Origin of the sequence: Undibacterium sp. Jales W-56 (assembly GCF_025548535.1) — a bacterium.
Classification (GTDB): domain Bacteria; phylum Pseudomonadota; class Gammaproteobacteria; order Burkholderiales; family Burkholderiaceae_D; genus Undibacterium.
On sequence record NZ_JAJLQW010000002.1, the window covers coordinates 260,747 to 285,186 of the forward strand.

General features: G+C 54.1%; 20 protein-coding genes. 9 read left to right on the forward strand and 11 right to left on the reverse strand.

Going from position 1 to position 24,440, the window contains the following annotated elements; genetic code table 11:
* Positions 1–305 precede the first annotated feature (305 nt).
* A complete protein-coding gene (locus LPB67_RS07135; RefSeq protein WP_262836833.1) occupies positions 306–1,226 on the forward strand; it encodes a M1 family aminopeptidase in 921 nt (306 codons plus the stop codon).
* Between the two features lie 198 nt (positions 1,227–1,424).
* Positions 1,425–2,009: a LysE family translocator gene (locus LPB67_RS07140; RefSeq protein WP_262836834.1), complete on the forward strand. Its 585-nt coding sequence runs from the start codon at positions 1,425–1,427 to the stop codon at positions 2,007–2,009.
* A gap of 263 nt (positions 2,010–2,272) precedes the next feature.
* Here the strand turns inward: LPB67_RS07140 and LPB67_RS07145 are convergent, their stop codons facing one another.
* A complete protein-coding gene (locus tag LPB67_RS07145; RefSeq protein ID WP_262836427.1) occupies positions 2,273–2,611 on the reverse strand; it encodes a hypothetical protein in 339 nt (112 codons plus the stop codon).
* A gap of 220 nt (positions 2,612–2,831) precedes the next feature.
* Here LPB67_RS07145 and LPB67_RS07150 point away from each other — a divergent pair, with 220 nt between their 5' ends.
* Positions 2,832–3,140 (forward strand): 2Fe-2S iron-sulfur cluster-binding protein, encoded by a 309-nt coding sequence (locus LPB67_RS07150; RefSeq protein WP_410482714.1) that lies wholly within the window; start codon positions 2,832–2,834, stop codon positions 3,138–3,140.
* Between the two features lie 103 nt (positions 3,141–3,243).
* Here the strand turns inward: LPB67_RS07150 and LPB67_RS07155 are convergent, their stop codons facing one another.
* From LPB67_RS07155 to LPB67_RS07170, 4 genes are all read right to left on the reverse strand, one after another.
* On the reverse strand, positions 3,244–3,540 hold the full coding sequence (locus tag LPB67_RS07155) for an SCP2 sterol-binding domain-containing protein (RefSeq protein ID WP_262836429.1): 297 nt from the start codon (positions 3,538–3,540) through the stop codon (positions 3,244–3,246).
* Between the two features lie 100 nt (positions 3,541–3,640).
* The gene (locus tag LPB67_RS07160; protein WP_262836430.1) at positions 3,641–4,270 is read right to left on the reverse strand and encodes a class I SAM-dependent methyltransferase; all 630 of its coding nucleotides are present in this window, start codon (positions 4,268–4,270) and stop codon (positions 3,641–3,643) included.
* A 52-nt stretch (positions 4,271–4,322) separates the two neighbouring features.
* On the reverse strand, positions 4,323–5,123 hold the full coding sequence (locus LPB67_RS07165) for an HAD family hydrolase (RefSeq protein ID WP_262836431.1): 801 nt from the start codon (positions 5,121–5,123) through the stop codon (positions 4,323–4,325).
* Positions 5,120–6,061, reverse strand: coding sequence for a CysB family HTH-type transcriptional regulator (locus LPB67_RS07170; RefSeq protein WP_262836432.1), 942 nt, complete (start codon positions 6,059–6,061; stop codon positions 5,120–5,122). Before LPB67_RS07170 ends, LPB67_RS07165 begins: the two co-directional genes overlap by 4 nt.
* A gap of 299 nt (positions 6,062–6,360) precedes the next feature.
* Here LPB67_RS07170 and LPB67_RS07175 point away from each other — a divergent pair, with 299 nt between their 5' ends.
* Positions 6,361–8,625, forward strand: coding sequence for a patatin-like phospholipase family protein (locus LPB67_RS07175; protein WP_262836433.1), 2,265 nt, complete (start codon positions 6,361–6,363; stop codon positions 8,623–8,625).
* Positions 8,626–8,818: 193 nt separating this feature from the next.
* On the opposite strand, the gene LPB67_RS07180 is transcribed toward LPB67_RS07175, so the two are convergent.
* Positions 8,819–9,805 (reverse strand): fumarylacetoacetate hydrolase family protein, encoded by a 987-nt coding sequence (locus LPB67_RS07180; protein WP_262836434.1) that lies wholly within the window; start codon positions 9,803–9,805, stop codon positions 8,819–8,821.
* A 438-nt stretch (positions 9,806–10,243) separates the two neighbouring features.
* Here LPB67_RS07180 and LPB67_RS07185 point away from each other — a divergent pair, with 438 nt between their 5' ends.
* The 4 genes from LPB67_RS07185 to LPB67_RS07200 all read left to right on the forward strand — a co-directional run bounded on the left by LPB67_RS07185 (position 10,244) and on the right by LPB67_RS07200 (position 16,770).
* Complete coding sequence (locus LPB67_RS07185) at positions 10,244–12,118, forward strand: IucA/IucC family protein (protein ID WP_262836435.1); 1,875 nt, start codon at positions 10,244–10,246, stop codon at positions 12,116–12,118.
* Positions 12,115–13,350 (forward strand): MFS transporter, encoded by a 1,236-nt coding sequence (locus LPB67_RS07190; protein WP_262836436.1) that lies wholly within the window; start codon positions 12,115–12,117, stop codon positions 13,348–13,350. The genes LPB67_RS07185 and LPB67_RS07190 overlap by 4 nt, the downstream gene beginning before the upstream one ends.
* 27 nt (positions 13,351–13,377) lie before the next feature.
* Positions 13,378–15,501: a TonB-dependent receptor gene (locus LPB67_RS07195; RefSeq protein WP_262836437.1), complete on the forward strand. Its 2,124-nt coding sequence runs from the start codon at positions 13,378–13,380 to the stop codon at positions 15,499–15,501.
* A 72-nt stretch (positions 15,502–15,573) separates the two neighbouring features.
* Positions 15,574–16,770, forward strand: coding sequence for a PepSY-associated TM helix domain-containing protein (locus tag LPB67_RS07200; protein WP_262836438.1), 1,197 nt, complete (start codon positions 15,574–15,576; stop codon positions 16,768–16,770).
* A 114-nt stretch (positions 16,771–16,884) separates the two neighbouring features.
* Here the strand turns inward: LPB67_RS07200 and LPB67_RS19095 are convergent, their stop codons facing one another.
* Both LPB67_RS19095 and pcaF read right to left on the reverse strand, forming a co-directional pair.
* On the reverse strand, positions 16,885–18,765 hold the full coding sequence (locus LPB67_RS19095; RefSeq protein ID WP_316685140.1) for a methyl-accepting chemotaxis protein: 1,881 nt from the start codon (positions 18,763–18,765) through the stop codon (positions 16,885–16,887).
* A gap of 298 nt (positions 18,766–19,063) precedes the next feature.
* Positions 19,064–20,263: a 3-oxoadipyl-CoA thiolase gene (gene pcaF / locus LPB67_RS07215; RefSeq protein WP_262836439.1), complete on the reverse strand. Its 1,200-nt coding sequence runs from the start codon at positions 20,261–20,263 to the stop codon at positions 19,064–19,066.
* A 144-nt stretch (positions 20,264–20,407) separates the two neighbouring features.
* Here pcaF and LPB67_RS07220 point away from each other — a divergent pair, with 144 nt between their 5' ends.
* On the forward strand, positions 20,408–20,926 hold the full coding sequence (locus tag LPB67_RS07220; RefSeq protein WP_262836447.1) for a GNAT family N-acetyltransferase: 519 nt from the start codon (positions 20,408–20,410) through the stop codon (positions 20,924–20,926).
* Between the two features lie 54 nt (positions 20,927–20,980).
* On the opposite strand, the gene LPB67_RS07225 is transcribed toward LPB67_RS07220, so the two are convergent.
* From LPB67_RS07225 to LPB67_RS07235, 3 genes are all read right to left on the reverse strand, one after another.
* Positions 20,981–21,208, reverse strand: coding sequence for a hypothetical protein (locus tag LPB67_RS07225; protein ID WP_262836448.1), 228 nt, complete (start codon positions 21,206–21,208; stop codon positions 20,981–20,983).
* Entirely contained in the window at positions 21,205–23,715 is a 2,511-nt protein-coding gene (locus LPB67_RS07230) for a putative bifunctional diguanylate cyclase/phosphodiesterase (protein ID WP_262836449.1), read from the reverse strand. Before LPB67_RS07230 ends, LPB67_RS07225 begins: the two co-directional genes overlap by 4 nt.
* Before the next feature lie 256 nt (positions 23,716–23,971).
* Positions 23,972–24,439: a DUF1854 domain-containing protein gene (locus LPB67_RS07235; protein WP_262836450.1), complete on the reverse strand. Its 468-nt coding sequence runs from the start codon at positions 24,437–24,439 to the stop codon at positions 23,972–23,974.
* Between the last annotated feature and the right edge of the window lies 1 nt (position 24,440).

Sequence of the window (24,440 nt, forward strand, 5' to 3'; positions counted from 1 at the left end):
ACTGGATACGCTTTGATGCGACCGTCTCCACCAGCGCAGATCAGATCGGTATTGCCCCTGGCCTGCTTGACAAGGAATGGACAGATAAGGGTAGACGTTATTTCCACTACACAATGGATAAACCTATCCTGAATTTCTTCGCTTTCCTATCGGCGCGTTACAGTGTGAAGAAAGCACAATGGAATGATGTCGCGATCGAGATCGACTACCAAAAAGGTCATGAATACAATCTGGATCGCATGATCAAAGGGGTACAGGAGTCACTCACCTACTACACCCAAAATTTCGGCCCTTATCAGCACAAAATGGTACGCATCATCGAGTTCCCACGCTATGCGAGTTTTGCGCAAGCGTTCCCAAATACGATTCCGTTTTCCGAAAGCATCGGCTTCATTGCCAGGGTTGATGATCAGGATCCCAAAGATCTGGACTATCCGTTTTATGTGACGGCACATGAGGTTGCGCATCAATGGTGGGGGCATCAGGTGGTCTCTGGCGATACCAAAGGCGCAACGATCCTGGTCGAAACCCTGGCGCAATATTCAGCGCTGATGGTCATGGAAAAAACCTACGGCAAAGATAAGATGCGCAAGTTCCTCAAGTACGAACTGGATCGATATCTGATGGGGCGTGGTCAGGAGCGCAAGAAGGAATTGCCGATCGCCTTCAATGAAAATCAGGGTTACATCCATTATGCCAAGGGCAGCCTAGTAATGTACTTGTTGCAGGATCAGATTGGTCAGGACAAAGTCAATCAAGCCCTGCGCGCTGTCATCGCGCAGCATGCGAATCAGGGCGCGCCGTATCCGAGCAGCAAAGTGCTGGTCGATGCCTTGCGCAAAGTGACGCCTAAAGACAAGCAGGCGCTGATCGCCGACCTGTTTGAATCGATTGTCCTGTTCGAGAATCGTGCCTTGAGCGCGAATGCCAAATCCGTCGGCAACGGTCAATATGAAGTCACCCTGACCGCGAGCAGCAACAAACTCAAGGCCGATGAACTCGGTGCAGAAAAAGAATTGCCGCTGCATGACTGGATCGATATCGGCGTCGATGACAAAGACGGCAAACCTTTGTTCAGAGAGCGTAAACTCATCGACCGCAAGGATTTGACGTTCACAATGCTAGTCAAAGGCGAACCCGCCAAAGCCGGGATCGATCCCGATAACAAATATATCGACCGCAAGCCGGAAGATAATTTGATCAAGGTTGAGATGCCAATCAAATAGCAACGTCTTGTGTCACTCAAGTCGCGTCGCTCAGCAAGACGCGCAGCAAAATAGGAAATGAGGCCACGGCGCAAAGTCGGGCCTCATTTTTTATTTATGCCGCCGCACTGCTGGGGTAACATATAGCCTCCGTCTGAACAATCAAGGTGCCCTGTGTTACTCAGTCCTGAACAATTTTTTGGCTTTTTGTTAGCGGCGATGCTGATCACTGCATCGCCCGGCCCCGACAATCTGATGGTGCTCGGCGTCGGCATCTCACGCGGCCGCAAGCAAGGCATGGTATTCGGCCTGGGCTGCGCACTCGGCTGCATCAGCCACACCATTCTCGCCAGCCTAGGCATCAGTGCCCTGATCGCTGCCTCCCCGCCCGCTTTCAGCGCACTCAAAATCGTTGGCGGACTCTACCTGATTTATCTCGGCATCCAGGCGTTGCGCAGCCGCGGCGGTGCGCAAGTCGCGAGTACTGGGGTACCGGATGAATCGCTGGGCAAGTTGTTCGCCAAAGGCTTGTTCGCGAACAGCATCAATCCCAAAGTCGTGCTGTTCTTCCTCTCGTTTTTACCGCAATTCGTGATCGCCGAACGCGGGATGGTCAGTTGGCAAACCACCCAACTCGGCCTGGTCTTTACCGCCCAGGCCGCCCTGCTATTCGGCTTACTCGGTTATTTCTCCGGCGCGGCAGGCTTATGGCTGAACCGCAATCCACGCGCAGGCCTGTGGCTGGATCGCACCGCCGGCACGATTTTTGTGGCTTTGGGATTGCGGTTGATAATAAGTCGTTGAGATGAACTTAAAAGGTAACTTCTAAAAACCCTTTAATCGAGGTGCAGTGCCAGGAGAGTTACCAACTACCGACGCAGCACTACGTCGGCATTGCGAGGTTTTAGATTTTGCAACAAAACGACGCGATGCGCTCGGGTAGGGTTTTTTAGAAGCTACCACAAGTGAATCCGCTTGATTGGTCGGCCTTTCGTGACAATTCGGTGCTGAAAGGCGCATCAATGCTGTGTGTTCTTTTTTGAAATTCCTTATTCACAGGAATGTAATCATACTAGGGAAACCGCACCTAGGGCGAGCGCCGAACTGCCATCGGGATAAAGCGCGTCATAGCATCGTGTGCAACAATCGCAAAATAGGTGGGCGCGTTTAACATGCCGGAATCGCAGAATTAATTGCAACTGCACTCCACTACAATGCGGACAAATTTCGCGCATTTTTCCTGAAGATTGCGCATCATCAGAAAGATATCCTTGCTCCAGCATCACACCGTCGATCACGTCGCGCGGGTCGAGTTCGATGAGGGTAAATTGGGGGGCTCTGGTGCCGCGACGTTCACTATAGGCTGAGTCATTTTCATAGTAATTAGACGATGTTGCGCTGGTCATTTTTTACTCCTGTACCAACAAAACTGTGAATCCACTGCTAAACTTAAGCGGAGCATCCCAACTGTATAGCAAAAGATTCTGATGGGACTTTTAATCTAGTCAAAACTGATGCATAACTCAAGCTCAATAACATTAAACAGCAATAAATCCCATCGTGAGGGCATTGCTATAGCACCATTTAAGATCAGCAGCATGCCAGCTCAAGACTAAGCAGATGACGATGAATAAAACAGAGACGTATTTCCAGGTGACTTTAGTCAGGCAGGGCTGGTCGTTTCCGACCACGGCCTCGATTACCATCCTGGAAGCCGCGCAATTGGCCGGACTCCAGTTGCCAAGCTCTTGCAGAAATGGTACTTGCAGAACCTGCCTGTGCCAGATGGAGAGCGGCGTAGTGGACTACATCGTCGAGTGGCCAGGCTTGTCTTTGGAAGAAAAGGCAGAAGGCGCGATCTTGCCTTGTGTGGCGCAGGCGCGCTCTGATTTGGTGTTGAATTTACTTTATGCCAACGACGAACGGATTGCCTGATCTGCTTGCCTGGCTGGAACATCCCGCATATGTCATGAACTATGCTGTCAGCACATCAAGCCGCTTTTCAAGCGTCATCCCGCACGATCAACCTGGACCAGGCTTAAACCACTTTTTGCAAACGCATCGCGACGCTCATGTCGCCTGCGACTTTGAGCTTACCCATCATAAAGCCATTGACCGGATTCAATTGACCTGACAGTAAGGCGCCCAGATCAGTCAATGCCAGAGTCACCGTGCAAGCTGCGTCGAGTTGCTCATTGCTCACGGTATTCGGCACTGCCAGCGCATTGACGAAGACTACGCCATCATCGCCGCAATCAAATTTCAATGAAGCGTTGAGACCGCTGTCTTCCCCCACCTTGGCGCGTATTGCAGTTGTGCATGCTTGCAAATCCATCAATCATCTCCTGTCGTTATTGAGTATAAAAAACCAGCCGCAATTTATCATGTTCAATCGCCGTTATCTACGCTTTAGAATAAATCCGCTAAGTGAATGATCAGCGTAATACGCAAGTCAACATCCAAAAATACTCGTTTCTGTGGATGCGGATATCGCGTGCAAACGTGGCGAATTTTTTACGCATAAAACTATCGGTTGGAAAATTTTTCACGATCTCGACACGACTGCCGTCTTCTTGCAAACGCAACTGGTAGGTGTTGCCCTCGCTATCGGTACGGGCAATCGGCAGGCTGCTGCCTTCGACATGATTATTGTCGATCAACACCAGCACGCAATCCTTACCGACGCGCGACTGTAGTTTTTTTAAAAAATCGGCTTGCTCTTCTTTCTTGACATGCGACCACCAGAAGCCAGCGAAGCAGGCGTTGTAATCGCCTTTCGGCAAATCAAAGGCATCGGCAATCGCAAAACTCACTTTACCTGGCGCGATCCGTTTGGCGTTCGCGATGTCCAGCATGTTTTGATTGATATCGGTTGCCAAAACCGACTCGGCATCCTCAGCAAAGCGCTCGGTCCAATAAGCGGTGCCGCAGGCGACCTCCAGTACCTTGCGACCTGTCAATGCTTCGCTGATGCGTTCGCTCAATTCTGCCAGATCGCCCTGACGTTCCGGTTTGGCATAAATGCTTTCGTAAGTTTTCGCTCTTTGTGCGTAATAGTCGCGCATGATGTTCTTTCTTTTCAATCTATCGCAGCGAAGCTGATGATTCGCTGCGTTTTTAACCAGGATACGCGATCAGCGTAGCCACTAATTCTACAAAACCGGCTCCGTAACTCTGCCGGGTAACATATCGGGGATGCGCATCAAAGCGATCCAGAAATAAGCGTATATTCGCCACGCCGACTGAATAAGGATAATGCGCAAACATGCTCGCGTCGTTAGCAGAGTCGCCGACAAAGACATAGCTCCGGCGCGCCTGTTCATCCGCAATCCCGAACACCTCTTGCAATACGCGCTGACTCATACTTTGTTTGGAAAAGTAAGTCACCGATGCATGTGCGTGGATACTGCTGGTCGTGGCAAAGAATCCATAATCCCGGATCAGATCAGCCACCTGAGCCAATTCTCCGGCCGACAAAGGGGGAATATGTTCAGCGATATCGAATGCCAGATCGCCGACCCGCATAGCTGCATCGTCTGCCACTTGTACCTGCGGAAAATGCTCGCTCATCACGCCGGCAAATGCCTGCAACTGCTGTCGATGTTCCTGGCGAGTTGTGGCATCGGCATACCACATCGACTGTAATTGTCCTTGTTGATCCAGCCAAAATGCACTCGCGCCGTTCTCCGCAATGACTGCATCAAAGCCGCACAAGCGCAGCAAAGGCAAAGTCCAGTAAGTCGGCCTGCCGGTCACTGCAATGATCTTCAATCCGTTCTGCTGTGCCCGCTGCACTGCATCGAGCACTTCAGCACTGAGCCTGCCATGCGTCGTCAAAGTATCGTCGATATCGGTCAATATGCCGCCTATCTGGCGACGCTCTGCCAGCGGCCAATCTGCCAGCGGCTGCATGCTCATAAATCGTAGGTATCCTTACCGCCCTGCATGACCTGATCGATGAGCTTGCGGTTCAGCGTCGGCGTCATCAACTCTATGAAAGTGTAAATATAGCTGCGCAAATAGGCGCCCTGCTTGACTGCCACGCGCGATACATTCATACCGAATAAATGACCGACCGGAATAGAGCGTAAATCCTTATCGCGCTCGGCATCAAACGCCATGCCTGCAATGATGCCGACGCCCATGCCCAGCTCCACATAGGTTTTAATCACGTCGGCGTCGATCGCTTCCAGCAATATATCCGGCTTTAAATTACGGATCTCAAATGCATGGTCGATCTTGGTACGCCCGGCAAATGCGCTGTCGTAAGTGATCAGCGGATAATGCGCAATCTCTTCGAGAGTAATGCTCTTGCTCTTCAGCAGAGGATGATCGGGCGGTACCACGACCACATGCTCCCATTGATAGCATGGCAGGGAAATCAAGCCATCGATGCCGGCAATCGCCTCGGTCGCAATCGCCAGATCGGCCTGATCGCGCATCACCATCTCGGCGATTTGTTTCGGATTGCCTTGCAATAGCGAAAGCCTGACTTTCGGATATTTTTGCATGAAAGCCTGCACCACTTTTGGCAAGGCATAACGCGCTTGCGTGTGGGTAGTCGCAATGGTGAAACTGCCGGTATCCTGGGCGGCATATTCTTTGCCTATGCGTTTGAGTCCCTCGATCTCTTGCATAATCAGTTCGACCGATTTCAACACCGCACGGCCCGGTTCGGTCAGGCCGCGTATGCGCTTGCCGTGGCGAGTGAAGATATCGACGCCCAATTCTTCTTCCAGCTCGATAATCGCTTTAGACACGCCGGGTTGAGAAGTGAACAGCGCTTTGGCAGCCTCGGTGAGGTTAAAATTTTGCCGCACAGCTTCGCGAACAAAGCGCAATTGGTGTAGGTTCATGGATTAGCCTTGGTGTATCGGATTAATTTTTTGCGCAATCTGGCAAAAATCCTGGTACTTGGGTCGGTTGAATCATTTTGCAGACAACAGCTTGCTTTGATTTTTACAAACTTGCCAACTGCCCCTAGTATACATTCTAATCACGGCGGTTCGGCATTAATGCAGATTTCCCCCTGAGGAAAGACCTGCGAAGCTCGCTTATCATGTTTATCGTGCATATCGTGTTATAACGGCCACCGCGACCACTTTCCAGAATTCAGTCTCATTCTTAGATAGATCCCCTTATCGTTATGCGTCTAATGCACCAATATTCCCCTCTGCTGCTCAGCCTCTTCGTCGGTCTCTCTGCTGTATTCACGGGCAGCGCCCAGGCGGAACGCCTGACGGTGCACAAGCCCGACGGCAGAGCACCTAAGATTTGCCTGGCCTTGTCCGGCGGCGGCGCGCGCGGCTTTGCCCATGTCGGTATTTTAAAAACCCTGGAAGCACTGAATGTGCCGGTTGACTGCATCGCCGGCACTAGCATGGGTGCGGTAGTTGGCGGCTTATACGCGGCGGGTTTATCGGCCACAGAAATTGAGCAAAAATTAGAAGCTCTCAAACTCAATGACGTCGCGCTGGATCGGGTCGAGCGCCGCATGCTGCCGCAAGCGATACGCGAGGAGGATACCCAGTATCCGCTGGGCGCAACCCTGGGGCTGAGCGCCAGCGGGGTGCGGCTTCCCACCGGCGCGGTGCAGGCCACGCAATTTCTGGAACTGCTGCAAAACTGGACGATTCATATTCAGCCCGACATCAAATTCGACCGTCTGCCGATTCCGTTCCGTGCGGTCGCCACCGATCTGGAGAATGGCAAAATGGTGGTGTTCGATCAAGGCCCTTTGCATACTGCGATCCGTGCCAGCATGGCGGCGCCGGGAGTGTTTGCACCAATCGAGGTGAATGGCCGTCTGTTGACCGATGGCGGCCTGGTGCGCAACCTGCCCGTCGATATCGCGCGCAGCATGGGTGCCGACATCGTGATTGCCGTGAATATCGGCACGCCGCTGCTACCGCGCGACAAATTGCAATCGCTGTTTAATGTCAGTCAGCAAATGGTGAATATTCTCACCGAACAAAACGTCGAAGCGCAAAAAGCGTCGTTGCATCCGCCCGATATTCTGATCGAACCGGATCTCGGCACCATCAGTTTTATGGATTTTGGACGCGCCTCTGAAGCATCGGCGATCGGCCAGGTAGCAGCGCAAGGCATACAAGACAAATTGATCGCGCTCAGCCTGCCGCCGCATCTGTATGTCGCCAGACAGCAAGCCCGCCTGCGTCCGCAACTGCCGAGTATTGACATCGGTTTTATCGATATAGAAAGCAATGGCCTGATTCCTGAGAGCGATATCCGACGCCAGATTTCGATACAAAAAGGCAGTAAATACGATGCTGAAGAAATCAATCGCAAACTCGCCGTCATGAATATCTCACGCGAGTACGACAGCATCAATCATGAACTGATCCAGCGCGATGGCGAATACGGCGTGCGCATCAATGCCAAAGGGCGAAATTGGGGACCGCATTTTTTACGCTTTGGACTGGCTTTATCCAGTGGCTTTGAAGGTACCGGCGGATTCCGCCTGCAGGTGGGTCATCGCCGTCCCTGGTTGACTGACAGCGGCCTGGAATGGCGTAACGATGTCGAATTCGGCAATGTGATTCGCCTGCGCACTGAGCTGCGCCAGCCCTTGTTCGAACGCGAAGGCATGTTCGTCGCGCCGTATCTGGAACTGGGGCAAAATACCCGGAATTTTTACAATGGCGATACCCGGATTGCCGAATATAATTTCCGCTCCGACCAGGCCGGCATCGATCTGGCGTTCCCCTTAGGCGAGCAAAGTAGCTTGGGAGAAGCGCGGGTGGGGCTGGCTGTCAATCATTATCGCGTGCGACCGAAACTCGGCGGTTTATTGCTGGCAGGCGACAATGGCACGCTTATCCCGACCGCCTTGCCAAGTGCGGATCTGCAGCAGGTCGGGCTTAAAACCTCCTTCGTCATCGATCAGTTAAGCGATCCGGCCTTCCCCCGTTACGGCTATAAATTGGGCAGCAACCTGTTTGCCGGCGTCGATAAGACGCGTACCAATTTTCAAGAATTGTCGTTCAACAGCGTGTGGGCGCAAAGTATCGACAATCACAGTATCAACTTGAAATTCAGCGGTTCCGGTCTGTTTCAAAATGACACCGAGATCCGTGGCATAGGCGCCACTCTGGGCGGATTTCAACAGCTATCGGCCTATCAGCCAGATCAGTTTGCCGGCAATTACATGCTGTACGGCAGCGCGACCTATCTGCTGCGTGCAGTGAAATTCGATCTGGCGGGACAAAGTCTGTTCCTCGGCACTTCGCTGGAAGCAGGCAATGTCTGGAACACCAAGAATGAAATCTCGCTGTCATCCCTGCGCAAGAGTGCCAGTTTGTTTGCCGGATTCAATAGTTTCCTGGGACCGATTTATTTAGGTGTTGCAGCCGGACCGGCAGGTGCCAGAAACGTGTTCTTCCAGCTGGGACGACAATAGAATTATCTTGAGCAATTTATATACTGGGACGCAGTATATTTTTGCTACACAACAGAAAAGCGCGGATAAAGCCTGTTTTATAAAAAAATAAGGGGAGTATATTTCCCCTTATCTGTTTCAGCGTATTATTCCACTTCATCGTTGCATCACTTCATCACCTCAATAACACGCGCTGCGCATTCGCCCAAAACGACTATCTGGCAATCTCAACCACGCTCTGGTCAATCGCGCCAAAAATCGATTTGCCGTTTTTATCCAGCATCTCGATCTTGATGTTATCGCCGAATTTCATGAAGGAAGTGGTCGCTTCGCCATGTGCGATCATCTCCAGCGCACGTTGTTCAGCGATGCAGCTATAGCCTTTGGCCGCATCCTTGTTCGACACCGTACCCGAACCGATAATCGTGCCGGCGCGGGCGTTGCGGGTCTTGCATAAATGCGTGATCAATTGCGGGAATGAGAACACCATATCGACACCCGCATTGGGCTGGCCGACCAGATTGCCGTTCCAGGTCGAGCGCAACGGCAGATGGACTTTGCCATCCTTCCAGGCATCGCCCAGTTCATCCGGCGTCACTGCAACCGGCGAAAAACTCGATGCCGGTTTGGATTGAAAAAAGCCAAAGCCTTTAGCCAGCTCCGCCGGGATCAGATTGCGCAAGGACACATCATTCACCAGCATCAACAGGCGAATATACTCAGCGGCATGCTGTACCTTGACGCCCATCGGCACGTCGCCGGTGATGACGGCGATCTCGCTTTCGAAGTCGATGCCCCACTCTTCCGAGCCCAATTCGATATCGTCTCGCGGCCCGATAAAATCATCGCTGCCACCCTGATACATCAGCGGATCATGCCAGAAACTGTCCGGCATATCGGCATTGCGCGCCTTGCGCACCAGTTCCACATGATTCACATACGAGGAACCGTCGGCCCATTGAAAAGCCCGGGGCAACGGCGCCATGCATTTGGCCGGGTCGAAGTCAAAGGCATTGCTTGCCCTGCCTGTATTCAGGCGCTCATACGCCTGTTGCAATTGCGGTCCGATAAAATTCCAGTCATCCAGTGCGCGCTGCAAAGTCGGCGCCATCGCGTCGGCCATCATGGCGGTTTTTAAATCGCGCGAAACGATCATCAGTTGACCGTCACGGGAACCATCTTTCAGGGTAGCGAGTTTCATAGGGTGTTTTACTTAGGGTTTGTTAATTTGTGAGCATTTTACCTTGTAGTCATGGCTGATTACACTTGGGAAATTAGTTTGAATTCTTCATGCCAGCGGTTGTCAATAAATACAACCAGCTAATCGAAGGAAACGTTCCGCCATCAACAAGTAGATATCGATCATCGCTATCAAGATTTGTAAAATTGGGAGGAGTACCAATCGCTGCAACTGCCAAATGGTTGCCAGTGAGTTGCCGACCAATCCTTGCTCGCCATAGAGAGCCACTTGCACACCCGACAGGTCGCCCACAAGACCTGTGTCTTGATACCAATTTCTTTCTCCCGCTCATCAACTCCAGTATTGGCATCAACTATTTGTAAATTTTTATTCGCAAATCGTATTGCGAATCATTATCGTTTACAGTAAAATTAATTCCCATTGTTGAAAAGGTAAAACATGAATGCGATCTTGAAATCTCTGGAAGCGACGGATTACCCACAACCTCCCTTGGCTGCGGCATTTTGCACAACGGCAGCGCGCAAACGCGGCTTGCAGAGAACGCTACAAGCACTGTTCCGGGAAAAGCTGTTGAACGCGGAACATTTGATCAGCGAAGGGGCAATTTCCTGGCTGCCGTTATGGTCGCAGCAATCGATGTTGCGCTTTGAGGGCTTGCATCTGGGCCGAATCGGCAATTGCGATTTGGCTGGGCCAGTCTCATGTCACAAAAGCGGCGAACGCCCGCGCGCGCTCTCGACCTCTTCCGCACTGATCGCGTTCGTGGCCGATGCGCTGCCATGCGCCGCCTCCCCCGATGCTATTCAGCGCCTGATACGTGAACTGGACAACAGCACTGAGAATGACGCGCTTTGCCTGAGCTATCGCGATCAATGGGCGCAGGAACTCAGCGAGTCCATCAAAGCCAGCGGCCAGTCCGGCCTGATTGCGATGCTGATGCATGCATCGCCGGAGCAATATGCCAATCCTGCGCTGTTGCTGGAGCAATGGGGCACGCTTGGCCATCCCTGGCACCCCGGTTACAAAACCAAACTGGGCTTGAGCACCCAGGAAGTGATGGCAATGTCGCCCGAATTCAAGCCGGTAGTAGCAGTGTCGTTAGCGGCGATCCGGGCTAGCAAGGCGCATATTGCCGTGGCGCAGGAAGGCTGCGACTATCGTTCCTGGTTTGCAGCCATCTTTCCGCAAGCAATGCAGGCTTGGGAGCATGCGCTGCGCCAGCGCCAACAGGACCCGGAAGACTGGCTGCCGCTGCCGGTCCACCCTTACCAGGCATCCCGTCTGATTCCGGAAAAATTCGCCGCAGAAATCGTCCAAGGCGATCTATTTCTGTTGGCTGAAGTCGCGCTCAGCGCTTCGCCCACCATGTCCTTCCGAACCGTCGTGCCGGACGGCTCACCGCTATTGCCGCATTTTAAATTGCCGGTATCGTTGCGGCTGACCAGCGTACAGCGCACCGTATCGCCCAAGTCGGCCGTGATGGGGCCGCGCCTGACCAGCATGTTAAACAGCATCATCGCCGCCGAGGGCGGATTCGATAGTACGCTGGATATCGTGGGTGAAGATATCGGCCTCTACTATGCCGACCCGGACGATGATCGCGCCCGGCACTTATCCGTGCTGTTTCGCAGCAATCCGATGCAGAAGCGCAGCGCCACGCTCTTTCCGATACCTGCAGGATCTCTGTTTGCCGACTCGCCTGTCGATGGGCGCGCCCTGGTAACGGAACTGGTTGCGCTGCGCTACGGTGACCATGGCCACGGCGCATTGCAGTTTTATCAGTGTTATGTAGACACGGTGCTGACCGCCGCCCTGAGCGCCTATCTTTTGTACGGCATCGCGTTTGAAGCACACCAGCAAAATAGTTTCATCATGCTGAACTCCAGCTATGAACCTGTAAAACTGTTGGTGCGCGATTTTGGCGACTTGCGTATCCACGGTCCCAGCCTGCGCCGAGCGGGCTTAACTTTGGATGCCTATCGGCCCGGCCACAGTGTATTTGAAGCCGATGAACCGGTTCGCGACAAGCTATTGCATGCAACCATGCTATGTCATCTTGCCGAACTTGGCTTACTGCTGGCATGCAGTTACCGCTGTCCCGAGGCCGGTTTCTGGGACGTGCTGCGACAGTCCACAGTCAAGGTTTTTGAACTCCTCCGCGACCGTACCGACGCACAGCGTTGGGAAACGGAACGCCGGGCTGTGCTGGAATCTGCCTGGCCGGCAAAGGCTTTCCTGAAGATGCGTTTATCGGATACGTCCGATGACGTGCACGGCTGCATGCCTAATCCGCTGGCAGATCCGGCAAAGTGAGTGACGGTTCCGCTGCCCATCGTCGGAATGACGGAGCCTTGCACAGGCTGTTCCTGATCCAGCTGTTGTCCATGGGCGCAATGGAAATGAGCGCACCGTTCTGGCCGCTGCATTTGCGCCAGTTGGGGCAGCTCACGCCCACAACGCTGGCCTGGGCCAGTAGCGTCGCATATGCCGGCCCTGTGGTAATGGCAATGATTTTTACGCCGCTGTGGGGCCGGCTCGGCGATCGGGTCGGCCACAAGCCCATGCTGCTGCGCGCCTTGGTGGCGCTGGCGCTGACCCAGCTTTGGATAGGCTGTACCGAAGATACCGCCGCCATTCTGGCGGCGCGGCTGACGCAGGGAGCACTGGCCGGTTTCATTGCCAGCGCCCAGGCTTACGGTGCCAACCTGGTCGCTGCTCCGCAACGCGGCGCTTTAATGGCGCGCCTGCAGGTTGCTACGGCGATTGGCTCGGTGCTCGGCCCCATGCTCGGGGGCTGGTGGTATGACACGCAGGGTTTTAGCGTGGTCAATTTGATTGCTGCTGCGATTTGTGTCGCCTGCGCGTTTGTTGCCTGGCTGGGGTTGCCTACGATCACGGCGGTGCCTCGAACGCTGCAACGGCAAGAAGGCAATCGGGTTCCCCCGGTGTTGTCGCCGCTGTACGGGCTGCTGCTTGCGATCGTGCTGATCCAGACCGGCAAGATGATGCCGCAGGCTTTCTTCGGCTTGTTCGCCGAGCAAGTGTTGTCGGCGCCTTCCTGGATGACCGGTCTGTGCTATGGCGCCACGGCGCTGGGTTTATGCATGGCTGCTCCGCTATGGGCCAAGCGCTTTGGGGACCGGACCCGCAACGACATATTGCGCGAAGTGGAGTGGATTTGCTGGCTGTGTGTCGGCGTCGTTGCGATACAGGCGATCAGTCGGGATGTCGTCTTGTTTGTGCTGGCCCGGCTGCTATGGGGCGTTTGCCTTGCCGCCCTGCTGCCGGTCTTCTATGGACTGCTGTCGCGCCAGGCCGACGCCCGGCATCAGGGCTTGGTGCTGGCCGCCGGCAATAGCGCAGCCAAAGCCGGCGCCTTGCTTGGCATAGCCGCAGGCGCTCTGGCGCTTGCCTGCCTGCCTGCGCCTTACCTGTTCTGGCCGGTGGTCGCGGCGTATGCCGTCACGGCAATTGCGCTGCGCTTAATACGTCGCAAATTACGTCGCAACTTGGTGTTGGATTCCATGCTGAATCCAATGTCATAAAAATTTTAAAACCAAAAGAGAGAAATCATGAAGTTGAAACTGAAGAAAATGGCCTGCCTGGCGGGTGGCGCCGCCGCTACTGCACTGCTGGCGCACAGTGTGCAAGCCCAGACCGCCTTGCCGGAAGTCGTGATCAAAGAGAGCGCCCAGCCGGCAGACAAGTATGAGGTGACGGAATCGGCTACCGCGACCAAGGTGGCGACGCAATTGCGCAATGTGCCGCAGATCGTCAACGTGGTGCCGAAGGTGGTGATGCGCGACCAGAATGCGCTGTCGGTTCAGGATGTGCTGCAAAACGTTGCGGGCCTGAGTTTCAGCGTGGGCGACGGCCAGCGCGACCAGGTCGCCATCCGCGGCTTTACCGCGATCAGCGATCAATTTATCGACGGCGTCCGCGACGACGCCTTGTATTTCCGCGACCTGTCCAATATCGACCGTATCGAGGTGTTGAAGGGGCCGGGTTCGGTGCTGTACGGACGCGGTTCTGCCGGCGGCCTGATTAATCGCGTCAGCAAGAAACCGAACGCCAACCCGGTGGCGGAAGTAGCCGCCACACTCGGTTCCGAAGGCCAGAAACGCGGTGAGTTCGATATCGGCACAGCCAGCCAGGATAAGCAGATGCAGTTCCGCCTGACCGGCGCGCTGGAAGACTCCCGCAACTTCCGCAACCAGTATTTCCTGGAAAGACAAGCTGTTGCACCGTCCGCCTCATTCCTGCTGCAGCCGGGAACCAGGCTGACCGTGCAGGCGGATTACCTGAAAGACAAACGGCTGGCCGATCAGGGTGTGCCCAGCTACAAGGGACGTCCGGTCGACGTGCCCATAGAAACCTATTTCGGCGCCGCCAACGGACGCGACCGTGCCTATGTGCAGTCTGAAGTCAGCAGCGGCACCGCCACGCTGGACCATGCGTTCAGCGATACGCTGAGCCTGCACAGCGTGCTGCGTGCCTACGACTATTCGCTGGACCGAAACTATACGACCATAGGCAGCGTCTCCAGCGGCGCGATACCGACGGTCAGCATCGCCCAGGCGCGCCGCTTGCGTGACGAGCGCGGCGTCTACCTGCAAAACGAGTTGAGCCAGAAACTGCAGTGGGGCGCTACCCGCCACCAGATACTGTACGGCGTGGAACTCGGTCAGCAGGACAAGAGCGAATTGCTGTGGTCGCGCAGCAATGTCGCCACCTACAATCTGCTCAACCCGGTCCTGGTCAAGCTGCCGCCGTTGCCGGCCAGCCTGACGGCCGGCAACGACAACAAGAACCGGGTCGACATCGCCGCAGTGTATCTGCAAGACCTGGCCACCCTCGATTCTAACTGGAAAGTATTGGGCGGCCTGCGCTACGACCACCTGAAGCAGCAAAGGGACGACAGGACCGCGCGCAACCTGGATCTGCAGCGCACCGACAATACCCTGGCGCCGCGGGTCGGCCTGATCTACCAGCCCACCGAGCAGTTTTCGCTGTATGCGGCGTACAGCAAGTCCTTCCAGCCGCTGGCCGATTCTTTCAGCTTCCGCGCCAACAGCGACCAGATGAAGCCGACCCAGACCGTCAATCATGAAGTCGGCGTCAAGCTGGATGTTGCCGCCAAGGCCAGCCTGACGGCTGCCCTATTCGAGATGTCGCAAACTAACATCCAGGTAGCCGATCCGGCCAATAGCAGCTACTCGCTGCCGGTCGGCAAGCAGCGCACCCGCGGCGTGGAACTGAGCTTTACCGGCGAAATCGCGCCGCAGTGGGAACTGATCAGCGGTTACGCCTACATGGACGGCAAGATCGTCGAATCGACCGAACGCACGTCTACCGGCTCGCCCTTCCGTGGGAAAACCGCGGCGCTGACGCCCAAGCATAGTTTCAATCTGTGGCTCAAGCGCAAGTTCAGCGGCGCTTACGACGGCTATTATGTCGCCGCCGGCGGACGGGCCGAATCGGCGCGTTTTGCCTCGCCGGATGACTTGACGGTACTGCCCGGTTACGGCGTGATCCACGTCGGCGCCGGTTATGCCGCGAAAAAATTCGACGTCAGCGTGATGCTGAAAAACCTGCTGAACCGGAAATACTATGTGGCCGCCCATAGCGGCGCCAACGACTACAACATGCCGGGAGAACCGCGTTCGGTACTGGTGACGGCGCGCTACCGTTTCTAATCACCGCATCTGGCTAATTAGTGGTGGGCGCAGTGTTGTCGCTGCCCCCACCATTCACCTTCCTGCTTTCTAATGATCAAACATCTCGCTCGCATACCACGTATCAAATTTATTAGTCGCAAGCTGCATCTATGGATAGGTTTGCTGTTCGGGATGGTGTTTGTCATACTCGGCCTGACCGGCAGCGCCATCGCCTGGCGGCACGAACTGGACCATATGCTAAACCCCGATCTGTTGCAGGCGTCGTCGCCATCGGGTCTGGCTGTTGGCGCGCCAATCAGATTCAGCCCCACCGACATTCAGACTATGTCGGATACGTTAAGCGCCAATCCTCGTTATGGCCGACCATCCATGCTGGTTTTTCCCGAACATGCAGGCAGCGTCGTTGTCGCCTGGTACCGGCCCAAGACGGCGTCGACCACTGCTCCGTTGACGCAGGAAGTCATGCGCCAGGTGATGCTTGATCCGGTCACGCTGGCCGTGACCGGAGAGCGCAACTGGGGTGAACTTGGCCTGTCGCGGCGGCTGTTGATGCCGACCATATTCCACTTGCACCGTTATCTGGTTGCAGGCGAAGTCGGCAAGACTGTCATCGGTGTGTCGGGCCTGATCTTGGTATTGACGGCGATGAGCGGAATTATCTTGTGGTGGCCCAAAATGCGTCGAAAAGCCATCTGGCAGGCGATTACCGTCTCGCATGGCGGCTCCTGGCCGCGCTTTCATTTTCGCCTGCACAGGGCCGCCGGTTTTTTTGCCGCACCGGTGCTGTTGGTGCTGGGTTTTTCCGGATGTTACTTTAACCTGCCGACATGGATAGTTCCTGCAGTCAATGCAGTGGCCAGCGTTACACCTGCAGTTAAAACACTTAACCGCAGCAGCGTACAGCAATCACAGATTTCTCCGGCACAAGCGGTATCGTCAGCCCTGTCTATATTTCCGCAGGCGCGGGTATCGCGTCTTGCATTGCCCACCCTGCCATCTGCGCCCTATGAAGTGAGATTGCGCCAGTTTGGTGAAATTCGTGACGGAGACGGCGCGACGCGTATCAGCATCGATTCCGGCGACGGCAGAGTCTTGCGGGTCCAAGATCCGCTGCGGGCGCAGGCCGGAGACACGCTGTTGAACTGGCTGTTCCCGCTTCATAGCGGCGCAGCCTTCGGTTTGGCAGGACGCATTTTCATCACTTGTTTTGGCATCTTGCCTTTGCTGTTTTTTGTGACGGGACTGGCAATCTGGATTAAGCGCGATTTTAGATATTTCGCACGCTAATGCAGAGAAGATGAAGCTCAATCAGTCATAACCGAAAGCATAACGACCATAAAAAACCCGGGACCAGCCCGGGTTTGATTAAATACTGCATAAGCCATCGCCAATATCGACAACTCATTCCTCTTCGTACGCAATCGCTTTATTGCTCTTGCTCGCGGCCTTTTTCACAGGACTGGGTGTCTTACGAACAGGTGCAGCATCTTGCTCCATGCGGAAAGCCGACATCGCGGTTTTCAGCAGATTTACCTGCTCCTCCAATGAACCCGCCGCTGCCGCCGCCTCTTCGACCAAAGCGGCATTCTGCTGGGTTGCCTCGTCCATATGGGCAAGCGCAAGATTGACTTGCTGAATGCCATCGCTCTGCTCTGCCGATGCCGACGTGATTTCATTGATGACGGCGGCAACCTGCTTGACCGCATCCACGATATTCGTCATCGAAGTACCGGCTTTATCCACCAGGATCGAGCCTTCGGTGACCTTGCTGACCGAATCCTCAATCAGGGTTTTGATCTCCTGCGCAGCCGCTGCACTGCGCTGCGCCAGCGTGCGCACCTCGCTCGCCACCACCGCAAAACCGCGTCCCTGCTCACCCGCACGGGCAGCTTCTACCGCCGCATTCAAGGCCAGAATATTGGTCTGGAACGCGATCCCTTCAATCACGCTGATGATGTCCACGATCTTCTTCGAGCTATCGGTAATACCCTGCATGGTATTCACCACTTTGCCCACCACATCGCCGCCCTGGGTCGCGACATCCGAGGCATTCAGTGCCATCTTATTCGCTTCGCGGGCATTGTCGGCATTGTTCCTGACCGCACTGGTCAGTTCCTCCATGCTGGCTGCAGTTTCTTCCAATGACGAGGCTTGCTGCTCGGTGCGTCCGGACAAATCCATATTGCCGGTCGCAATCTCCGATGCGCCGACACTGATAGAATCCGTCGCCCTGCGCACATCGACCACCATGACCCGCAATTGCTCAATGAATTGATTAAACGCTTGCGCCGTCTGGGCGACTTCATCCTGGCCGTCGACTTCAATCTTGCGGCTCAGGTCGCCGCCGCCGGCAGCAATCTCGGACATCGCGTCGCGCACCCGCCGCAGCCCACTCAGCATATGACCGACCAGCCAGGTTGATAACGGCAACACCACGGCCAAAATCACCAACAGCACAATGCCTGAAATCAAGAACAATTGATCGAGTGCTTCGAGCGCCTTGTTTTTATCGATCACCAGAGCCAGATAAATATCCGAACCGGTAATTTGCTGCAAAAACAGGAAGTGGGCTTTGCCGCCGATCTGGGTGACGATAGGATCTTTTTGCTTGCTCAGGTTGCCGAGATTATCAAGCGCCAGGTCAGGCGAAATATCTTTGGCAGGCTTCATGACCTTGGTCTGATCTGCGTGCGCCAGCACCTGACCGCTCTTATCGAGTAAAAACGCATAGCCGCCGCCTGCAAGTTTGATGGTCAGGATTTGTTCAACGATCTTAGTCAGGAACACATCGGCACCGACCACACCGCCCTCGCCGCCTTTGACCGGCGCAGCGAAGGTGATCATCAGACCCGGCGGCGCGACACCCATGTACGGTGAAGTAACAATCGGCTTCTTGGCGTCTAAGGCACCTTTATACCAGGGACGCACTGTAGGATCGTAGCCAGCTGGCGGTGGGTCGGGCGGAATATTGGTAAATTCTTTGTCGGGCTTGCCCTGATAGACGCTCAGGAAGCTGCCGCCAGCACGCATCATGGTCAGGCTGGCCTGCAAGTCAGCGCCATTGCCCAGGCCCTGCGCCAGACTATCGACCATCGCCAGATTAGTTTGTATCCAGTTGCTCAAGACCGCGTTATAACCTGAAGCTACGCCACGGATTTCATTATTCAGATCGTTCTCGATCTGCGCCTTCATCTTGACGTAACTGCCGATCGTCAACAGGATCGTGCACACGGTGACCAGCACACCGATCACGACGATTAATCTGCTCTTCAAAGAGTTCATCTTGGATTCCTTAATGCGTTAGGGGTAGTGATAGCGGCAATGAAAGTAATGACTGCAAAAATCAGCTCTGTCAGGGCAAGCAAACTCATTGTAAATTTGAACCTATGTCGATCAACTACGATTATCCGGGGCGAGGCGGAATGATTCTGGAAATTTCATTTTATACTACGCCGCTACCGGTATTTCGTCAGCATCTTCTGACAAATTCGTTCTCTGTTTCGCGATTCAAACTGGGATATCCGTGCAAAAATAAGACAATCAGGACGAGAACTACGTCATCTGGCACAGCCAGTCGCCGTCACACCCGCTCGATGACGATGGCAATCCCTTGACCAACGCCAATACACATGGTGCACAGGGCATATCGGCCGCCTGAACGCTGCAATTGATGCATGGCGGTAGTGACCAGACGCGCACCGCTCATGCCCAGCGGGTGCCCCAGAGCAATCGCACCGCCATTCGGATTAACCCGCGCATCGTTGTCCTGCAAGCCTAGCTGACGCAATACCGCCAAGCCTTGCGCCGCAAAGGCTTCATTGAGCTCTATCCAGTCCATTTGTGGCAGGCCCAGCCCGGTCAGGGCTAATACTTTCTGCACCGCGGGAACCGGACCGATACCCATGACACGCGGCGCAACACCGGCGGTTGCCATACCCAGGATGCGGGCTTTGGGCGTCAATCCATGCTGCTGCACGGCACGTCCGGATGCCAGCAGCAAGGCGCATGCGCCGTCGTTGATACCAGACGCATTACCTGCCGTGACGCTGCCGTCGGGTCGCACAACGCCCTTGAGTTTGCTCAAGGATTCCATGCTGGTAGCACGCGGATGTTCGTCTTGGGTCAATACAATCGGGTCGCCTTTTTTCTGCGGCAAGCTGACTGCAGTAATTTCTTCTGCGAGTACGCCATTCGCTTGCGCGATCATCGCTTTATTCTGGCTGGCCAGGGCAAAGGCATCCTGATCGGCGCGGCTGATCCGATAATCGGTCGCCACGTTTTCTGCCGTCTCCGGCATCGCATCGACGCCATACAAGCTACGCATATGCGGATTAATAAACCGCCAGCCTATGGTGGTATCAAAGATGTTCGCGGTGCGGGAAAAGGCGGACTCCGATTTACCCATCACGAAAGGGGCGCGCGTCATCGACTCGACACCGCCCGCAATCGCCAGGTCAATCTCGCCAGCCTTGATCGCCCGTGCAGCGCTGCCGACCGCGTCCATGCCGGAACCGCAAAGACGATTGATGGTCGCCGCAGCGGCGGTAATTGGCAGCCCGGCCAATAAAGCCGACATACGTGCAACATTCCGATTATCTTCGCCGGCCTGATTCGCACATCCAAAAATGATTTCATCCAGGCTTGACCAATCGAGCTGCGGCTGTCTTTGCATCAATGCGCGCAGTGGGATCGCACCCAAATCATCGGCGCGTATCTCTTTGAAGATACCGGCATAACGACCGATCGGCGTCCGGATTGCATCGCAAATATAGGCATTCATTGACTATCTTCCAAATAAAAATAAGAGAGGCTTCGACAACATCATGCCGGATCAAATTGATTGCTACAATCGAAAATATTTCACTACTATTTACGCCGCATGAAATAATGCCGCTAACTGAACAACTTGATATCGCACCAAGCTATGCATATTCTTTCCAGCGCACGACTCAATTTACGGACCATCACTACCGATGACGCCCAATTCTATCTCGAACTGATCAACGATCCCTCGTATATCGAGAACATTGGCGATAAAGGCATACGCACAATCGATGCGGCAAAAGAATCGATTGTGCAGGGCCCTGTGGATATGCAGGAGCGTCTGGGTTTTAGTTTGTATCTGGTGGAATTGAAACCGGACGCACGACCGATCGGCATTTGTGGCTTGATCAAACGAGACGGCTTGGCGAATGTGGATCTCGGCTACGGATTTTTACCGACCTATACCGGACAGGGTTTGGCTAGCGAAGCCGCCGGCGCCGTGCTGCAGTACGCACGCCATACTTTAGGGATGCAACGTCTGGTTGCCATTACCGCGCCGGAGAATGCACGGTCCTCTCGTTTGCTGGAAAAAATCGGCTTCCGTTTTGAGAAAATTATCCGCTTGATGCGAAACGGCAAAGAGGAAGTCAATAAATTTTACATCCATGAATTTGAATAATCTGCGTTGACCGCGACGATCAGGCTATCCAAATCGGGAAAAGGCGCCGCCAGATTATTTTTTGGCGTTGTCGATAAGCCGCCGTCCGGGATGTTTGATCTGGTTTAGCTTGACCACCAAGACATGTCCGTCGACCAGGGAAAGAATCAATTTTTCATTGCCTTCGTGCGTGACCTGATACACCGTTGTTTTACCAACTGCGCTGGATTTTTCCATGGTCGACTGTTGCAGTAATGCCGCCAATTCTGTTGCAGAACAGGTCTGCCAATGAAGCTTGCTCATGATGCAGAACCGATGTGAGGTAGTGGTTCGCGGCAGCGTTTAGTAAAGCTGGCGGCATCGACTGGCCGGCCAAAATAATAACCCTGCACCTGATGACATCCCATATTGGTCAGCATCACTGACTGTTCCTTTCTCTCCACGCCTTCTGCCACGACGTTCAATCCCAGACTGACCGCCATCGCAATAATCGCACTGGCGATTGCAGCGTCATCGGGGTTAGTGTGAATATCGTTAATAAAGGATTTATCGATTTTGAGTTCATCGATGGGAAAACGGCGTAAATAAGACAGGCTCGAATAACCCGTGCCAAAATCATCCAGTGAAATTGAAACGCCTAATTTTTTTAAGGCCCGCAGGGTCCGCAAAGTACTCTCTACATCCTGCATCACCATGCTCTCGGTCAGCTCCAGTATCAGCAATTGCGGGTCGGCACCGGTTGCGGTGAATATCGATGCGACTCTCGTCGCCAGCTCCTCTTGCCTGAATTGGCGCGAGGACATATTGATCGCGATCTTTAAGCCTGCCAGCCCTTGTTTTGCCCATAGCACCTGCTGCCGGCAGGCTTCCGCCAGCACCCATTCCCCCAAAGGCAGAATCAAACCGGATTGCTCCGCCAGGGGAATAAATTCGACCGGATGTATCATGCCAATTTGCGGGTGCTGCCAGCGTACCAGTGCTTCAGCGCCGATGATTTTTTGCTCGGCCAGGGATATTTTTGGCTGGTAATGCAGGACAAACTCATTGCGCTCCAGGCCACGGCGCAATGCCGCCTCCATATTCAGGCGACTGATCGCGGTGACGCCCATTTCGGGTACAAACTGCCGCACGCTATTGCGTCCATGTTCTTTAACCCGGTACATGGCGATGTCGGCGTAGCGTAATAGAATTTCGCCGTGATCACCATCCCTGGGATAAAAAGAAATACCGATACTGGCAGTAACAACGACATCCTGACCGATCACGTCGAAGGGTTTAGATAGGGCGGCAAGTACTTTCTCGGCCACCAGATCGACGTCGCCGGGTTCTCGCAAGTCCGTCAGAATCAGGACAAACTCATCACCGCCCAAACGAGCGACCGTGTCCGTATCGCGCACGCATTGCATGAGACGCCTGGCCACCTCTTTCAGCATGGCATCGCCCGCCCCGTGGCCCGAGGCATCATTAATCAGTTTAAAGTGATCGAGATCGAGCAGCATGACGGCGATTATCTGATTCTCGCGATTGGCCCAGGCGATCGCATGCTGGATCCGGTCGTTCAGCAAATTACGATTCGCCAATCCGGTCAGGCTGTCATGGGTAGCCTGATACTCGAGTTCGTTCTGATAGGTTACCCGGTCGCTGACATCATTGATCACGCTGACAAAATGGGTGGTCGCCGCACCGCCCGCATCATGCACCGGCGCGATGTGCAATTCGTTCCAGAACAGAGAACCGTTTTTACGATAATTACGCAGTAAAGCTTTACCTGCACGCTTTTCTCTCAAGGCCGTACGAATTTCTTCCAGATCGGGCTGCGCCAAATCATCACGCACCAGGAAGCGTCCTTCGCGGCCGATCACTTCTTCGGATGCATACCCCGTGATGCGTTCAAATGCCGGATTCACATACACAATAGAATGATCATAGACATCGCTGCGGGTGATCATGATGCCGTTGCTACTCGATACCAGCGCCTGCTCACGCAGCAACAAGGCCTGCTCTACATTTTCCAGTTGCAATCGATAGTCGCTGATGTCTTGTTTGACGGCGATCAGATGCGTGATCCTGCCTTCAGGGTCATGCAAAGGCGAGACAATCTGCCGCTCCCAATAGGGTTTACCGTCTTTATGATGAGACAGAATTTCGCCCTGCCAGTGCTGGCCGATTTGTAATGCGAGCAATTCGTCCTTGTTTGCTGCGCCGCCGATATCTGGATTGGCCCAAAGCACGGGAAGATGCATTAACTCTTGCCGGGTATAGCCGGACATCGCGGTAAAACTCGCGTTGCAGTATTCAAACAGGCCAGCGGCATCGGTGATGACGACGCCGAACGGACTTTGCTCCAATGCCAGCGCGAATACATCGACGCTCTCTTGCAAATTCTGATGATCTTCTGCATGAGTAAATTCGGCGAGTGCGATAGATAACTCTTCCGCCAGTCGGATCAGTATTGAAAAAGCCTCGCTACCGATGGTCAGGTCATGGAACGAGCGCACGCGTAATTCACCGATTGCCTGATCGGCATATTGCAGCGCCACCGTCAGTTCGCTCACCGGTGCTGAAGGCGCTTGGGTAGAAGGGATTTGTGCCAAGGAGGCAGAAAATTGTTCGTTCACGCCACTGAAATTGACTGTTACATCGGCCGAAAGATAGGCGGCTTTATCGACTAGTAACTGACAAAAACCGTGCAGTATCGATTGCACGTCCTGCGCATGCCACAAGCAATCGGATAATTCGCCCAACAACAAGAACCATCGCTCGAGGCGCTGTGATTCGGCATCCAGTGTTATTGAGCGTTCTTGAGCCACAATGAGCTTCCTAAAGATGGAAAATGAATCTCGTCAGGATTTGTCGTGATTGTTTTTATACTCCGCTAAGACTATTTAAGCAACCAAATATGAGATGGACAGAGCCGATGCCGCATAAAAACGACTGATACCGGAAATAGCAATAAATCGCATGGCTCAAGCAATTCCTGCAGGGGATTGCCTGTCCCCAAAATGATGTGGTCTCAATGAAAGCGGAATTTTCATGGAGACTACTGCTGCTTTGGCTTGAACGAATTTACAAAAAACGATCCAGGATTTTGCGGCTATGCTTATCTATCTCAAACATGTCTCGTATCAGGAAATGAATACCGTGATTATCGGCAATCAGCAAAGAGCTTCTGCCAATACGGCGAATATCCTCCTCCCCTTTCAATACAAAAGCAGTATCGCCGCGATCGGTCTTGACGCTCCAGGTACATGGAGTGGCATAGCTCGTGACACTGAGAATTTGCCGTATCTCCGGCATGAATTCACGCCCTTCAAGCTCCTCGTTCACCAGCATCCGCACTGACTCCGGCAAATCGCTGAGCCTGGCGATCCATGCGACTTCCTGTCCATCCTGCAAGACCATGGAAATACCTTCGTGCGGCGTCTGGATCGGGAAGGCACGTACCGGACTGACGTGGTCATGGATGTCGCCAGTTGCGGTAACCAATACCAGATGGCCGAAGTTGTTACGGCTCAGTTGAAAATGATCACTCATC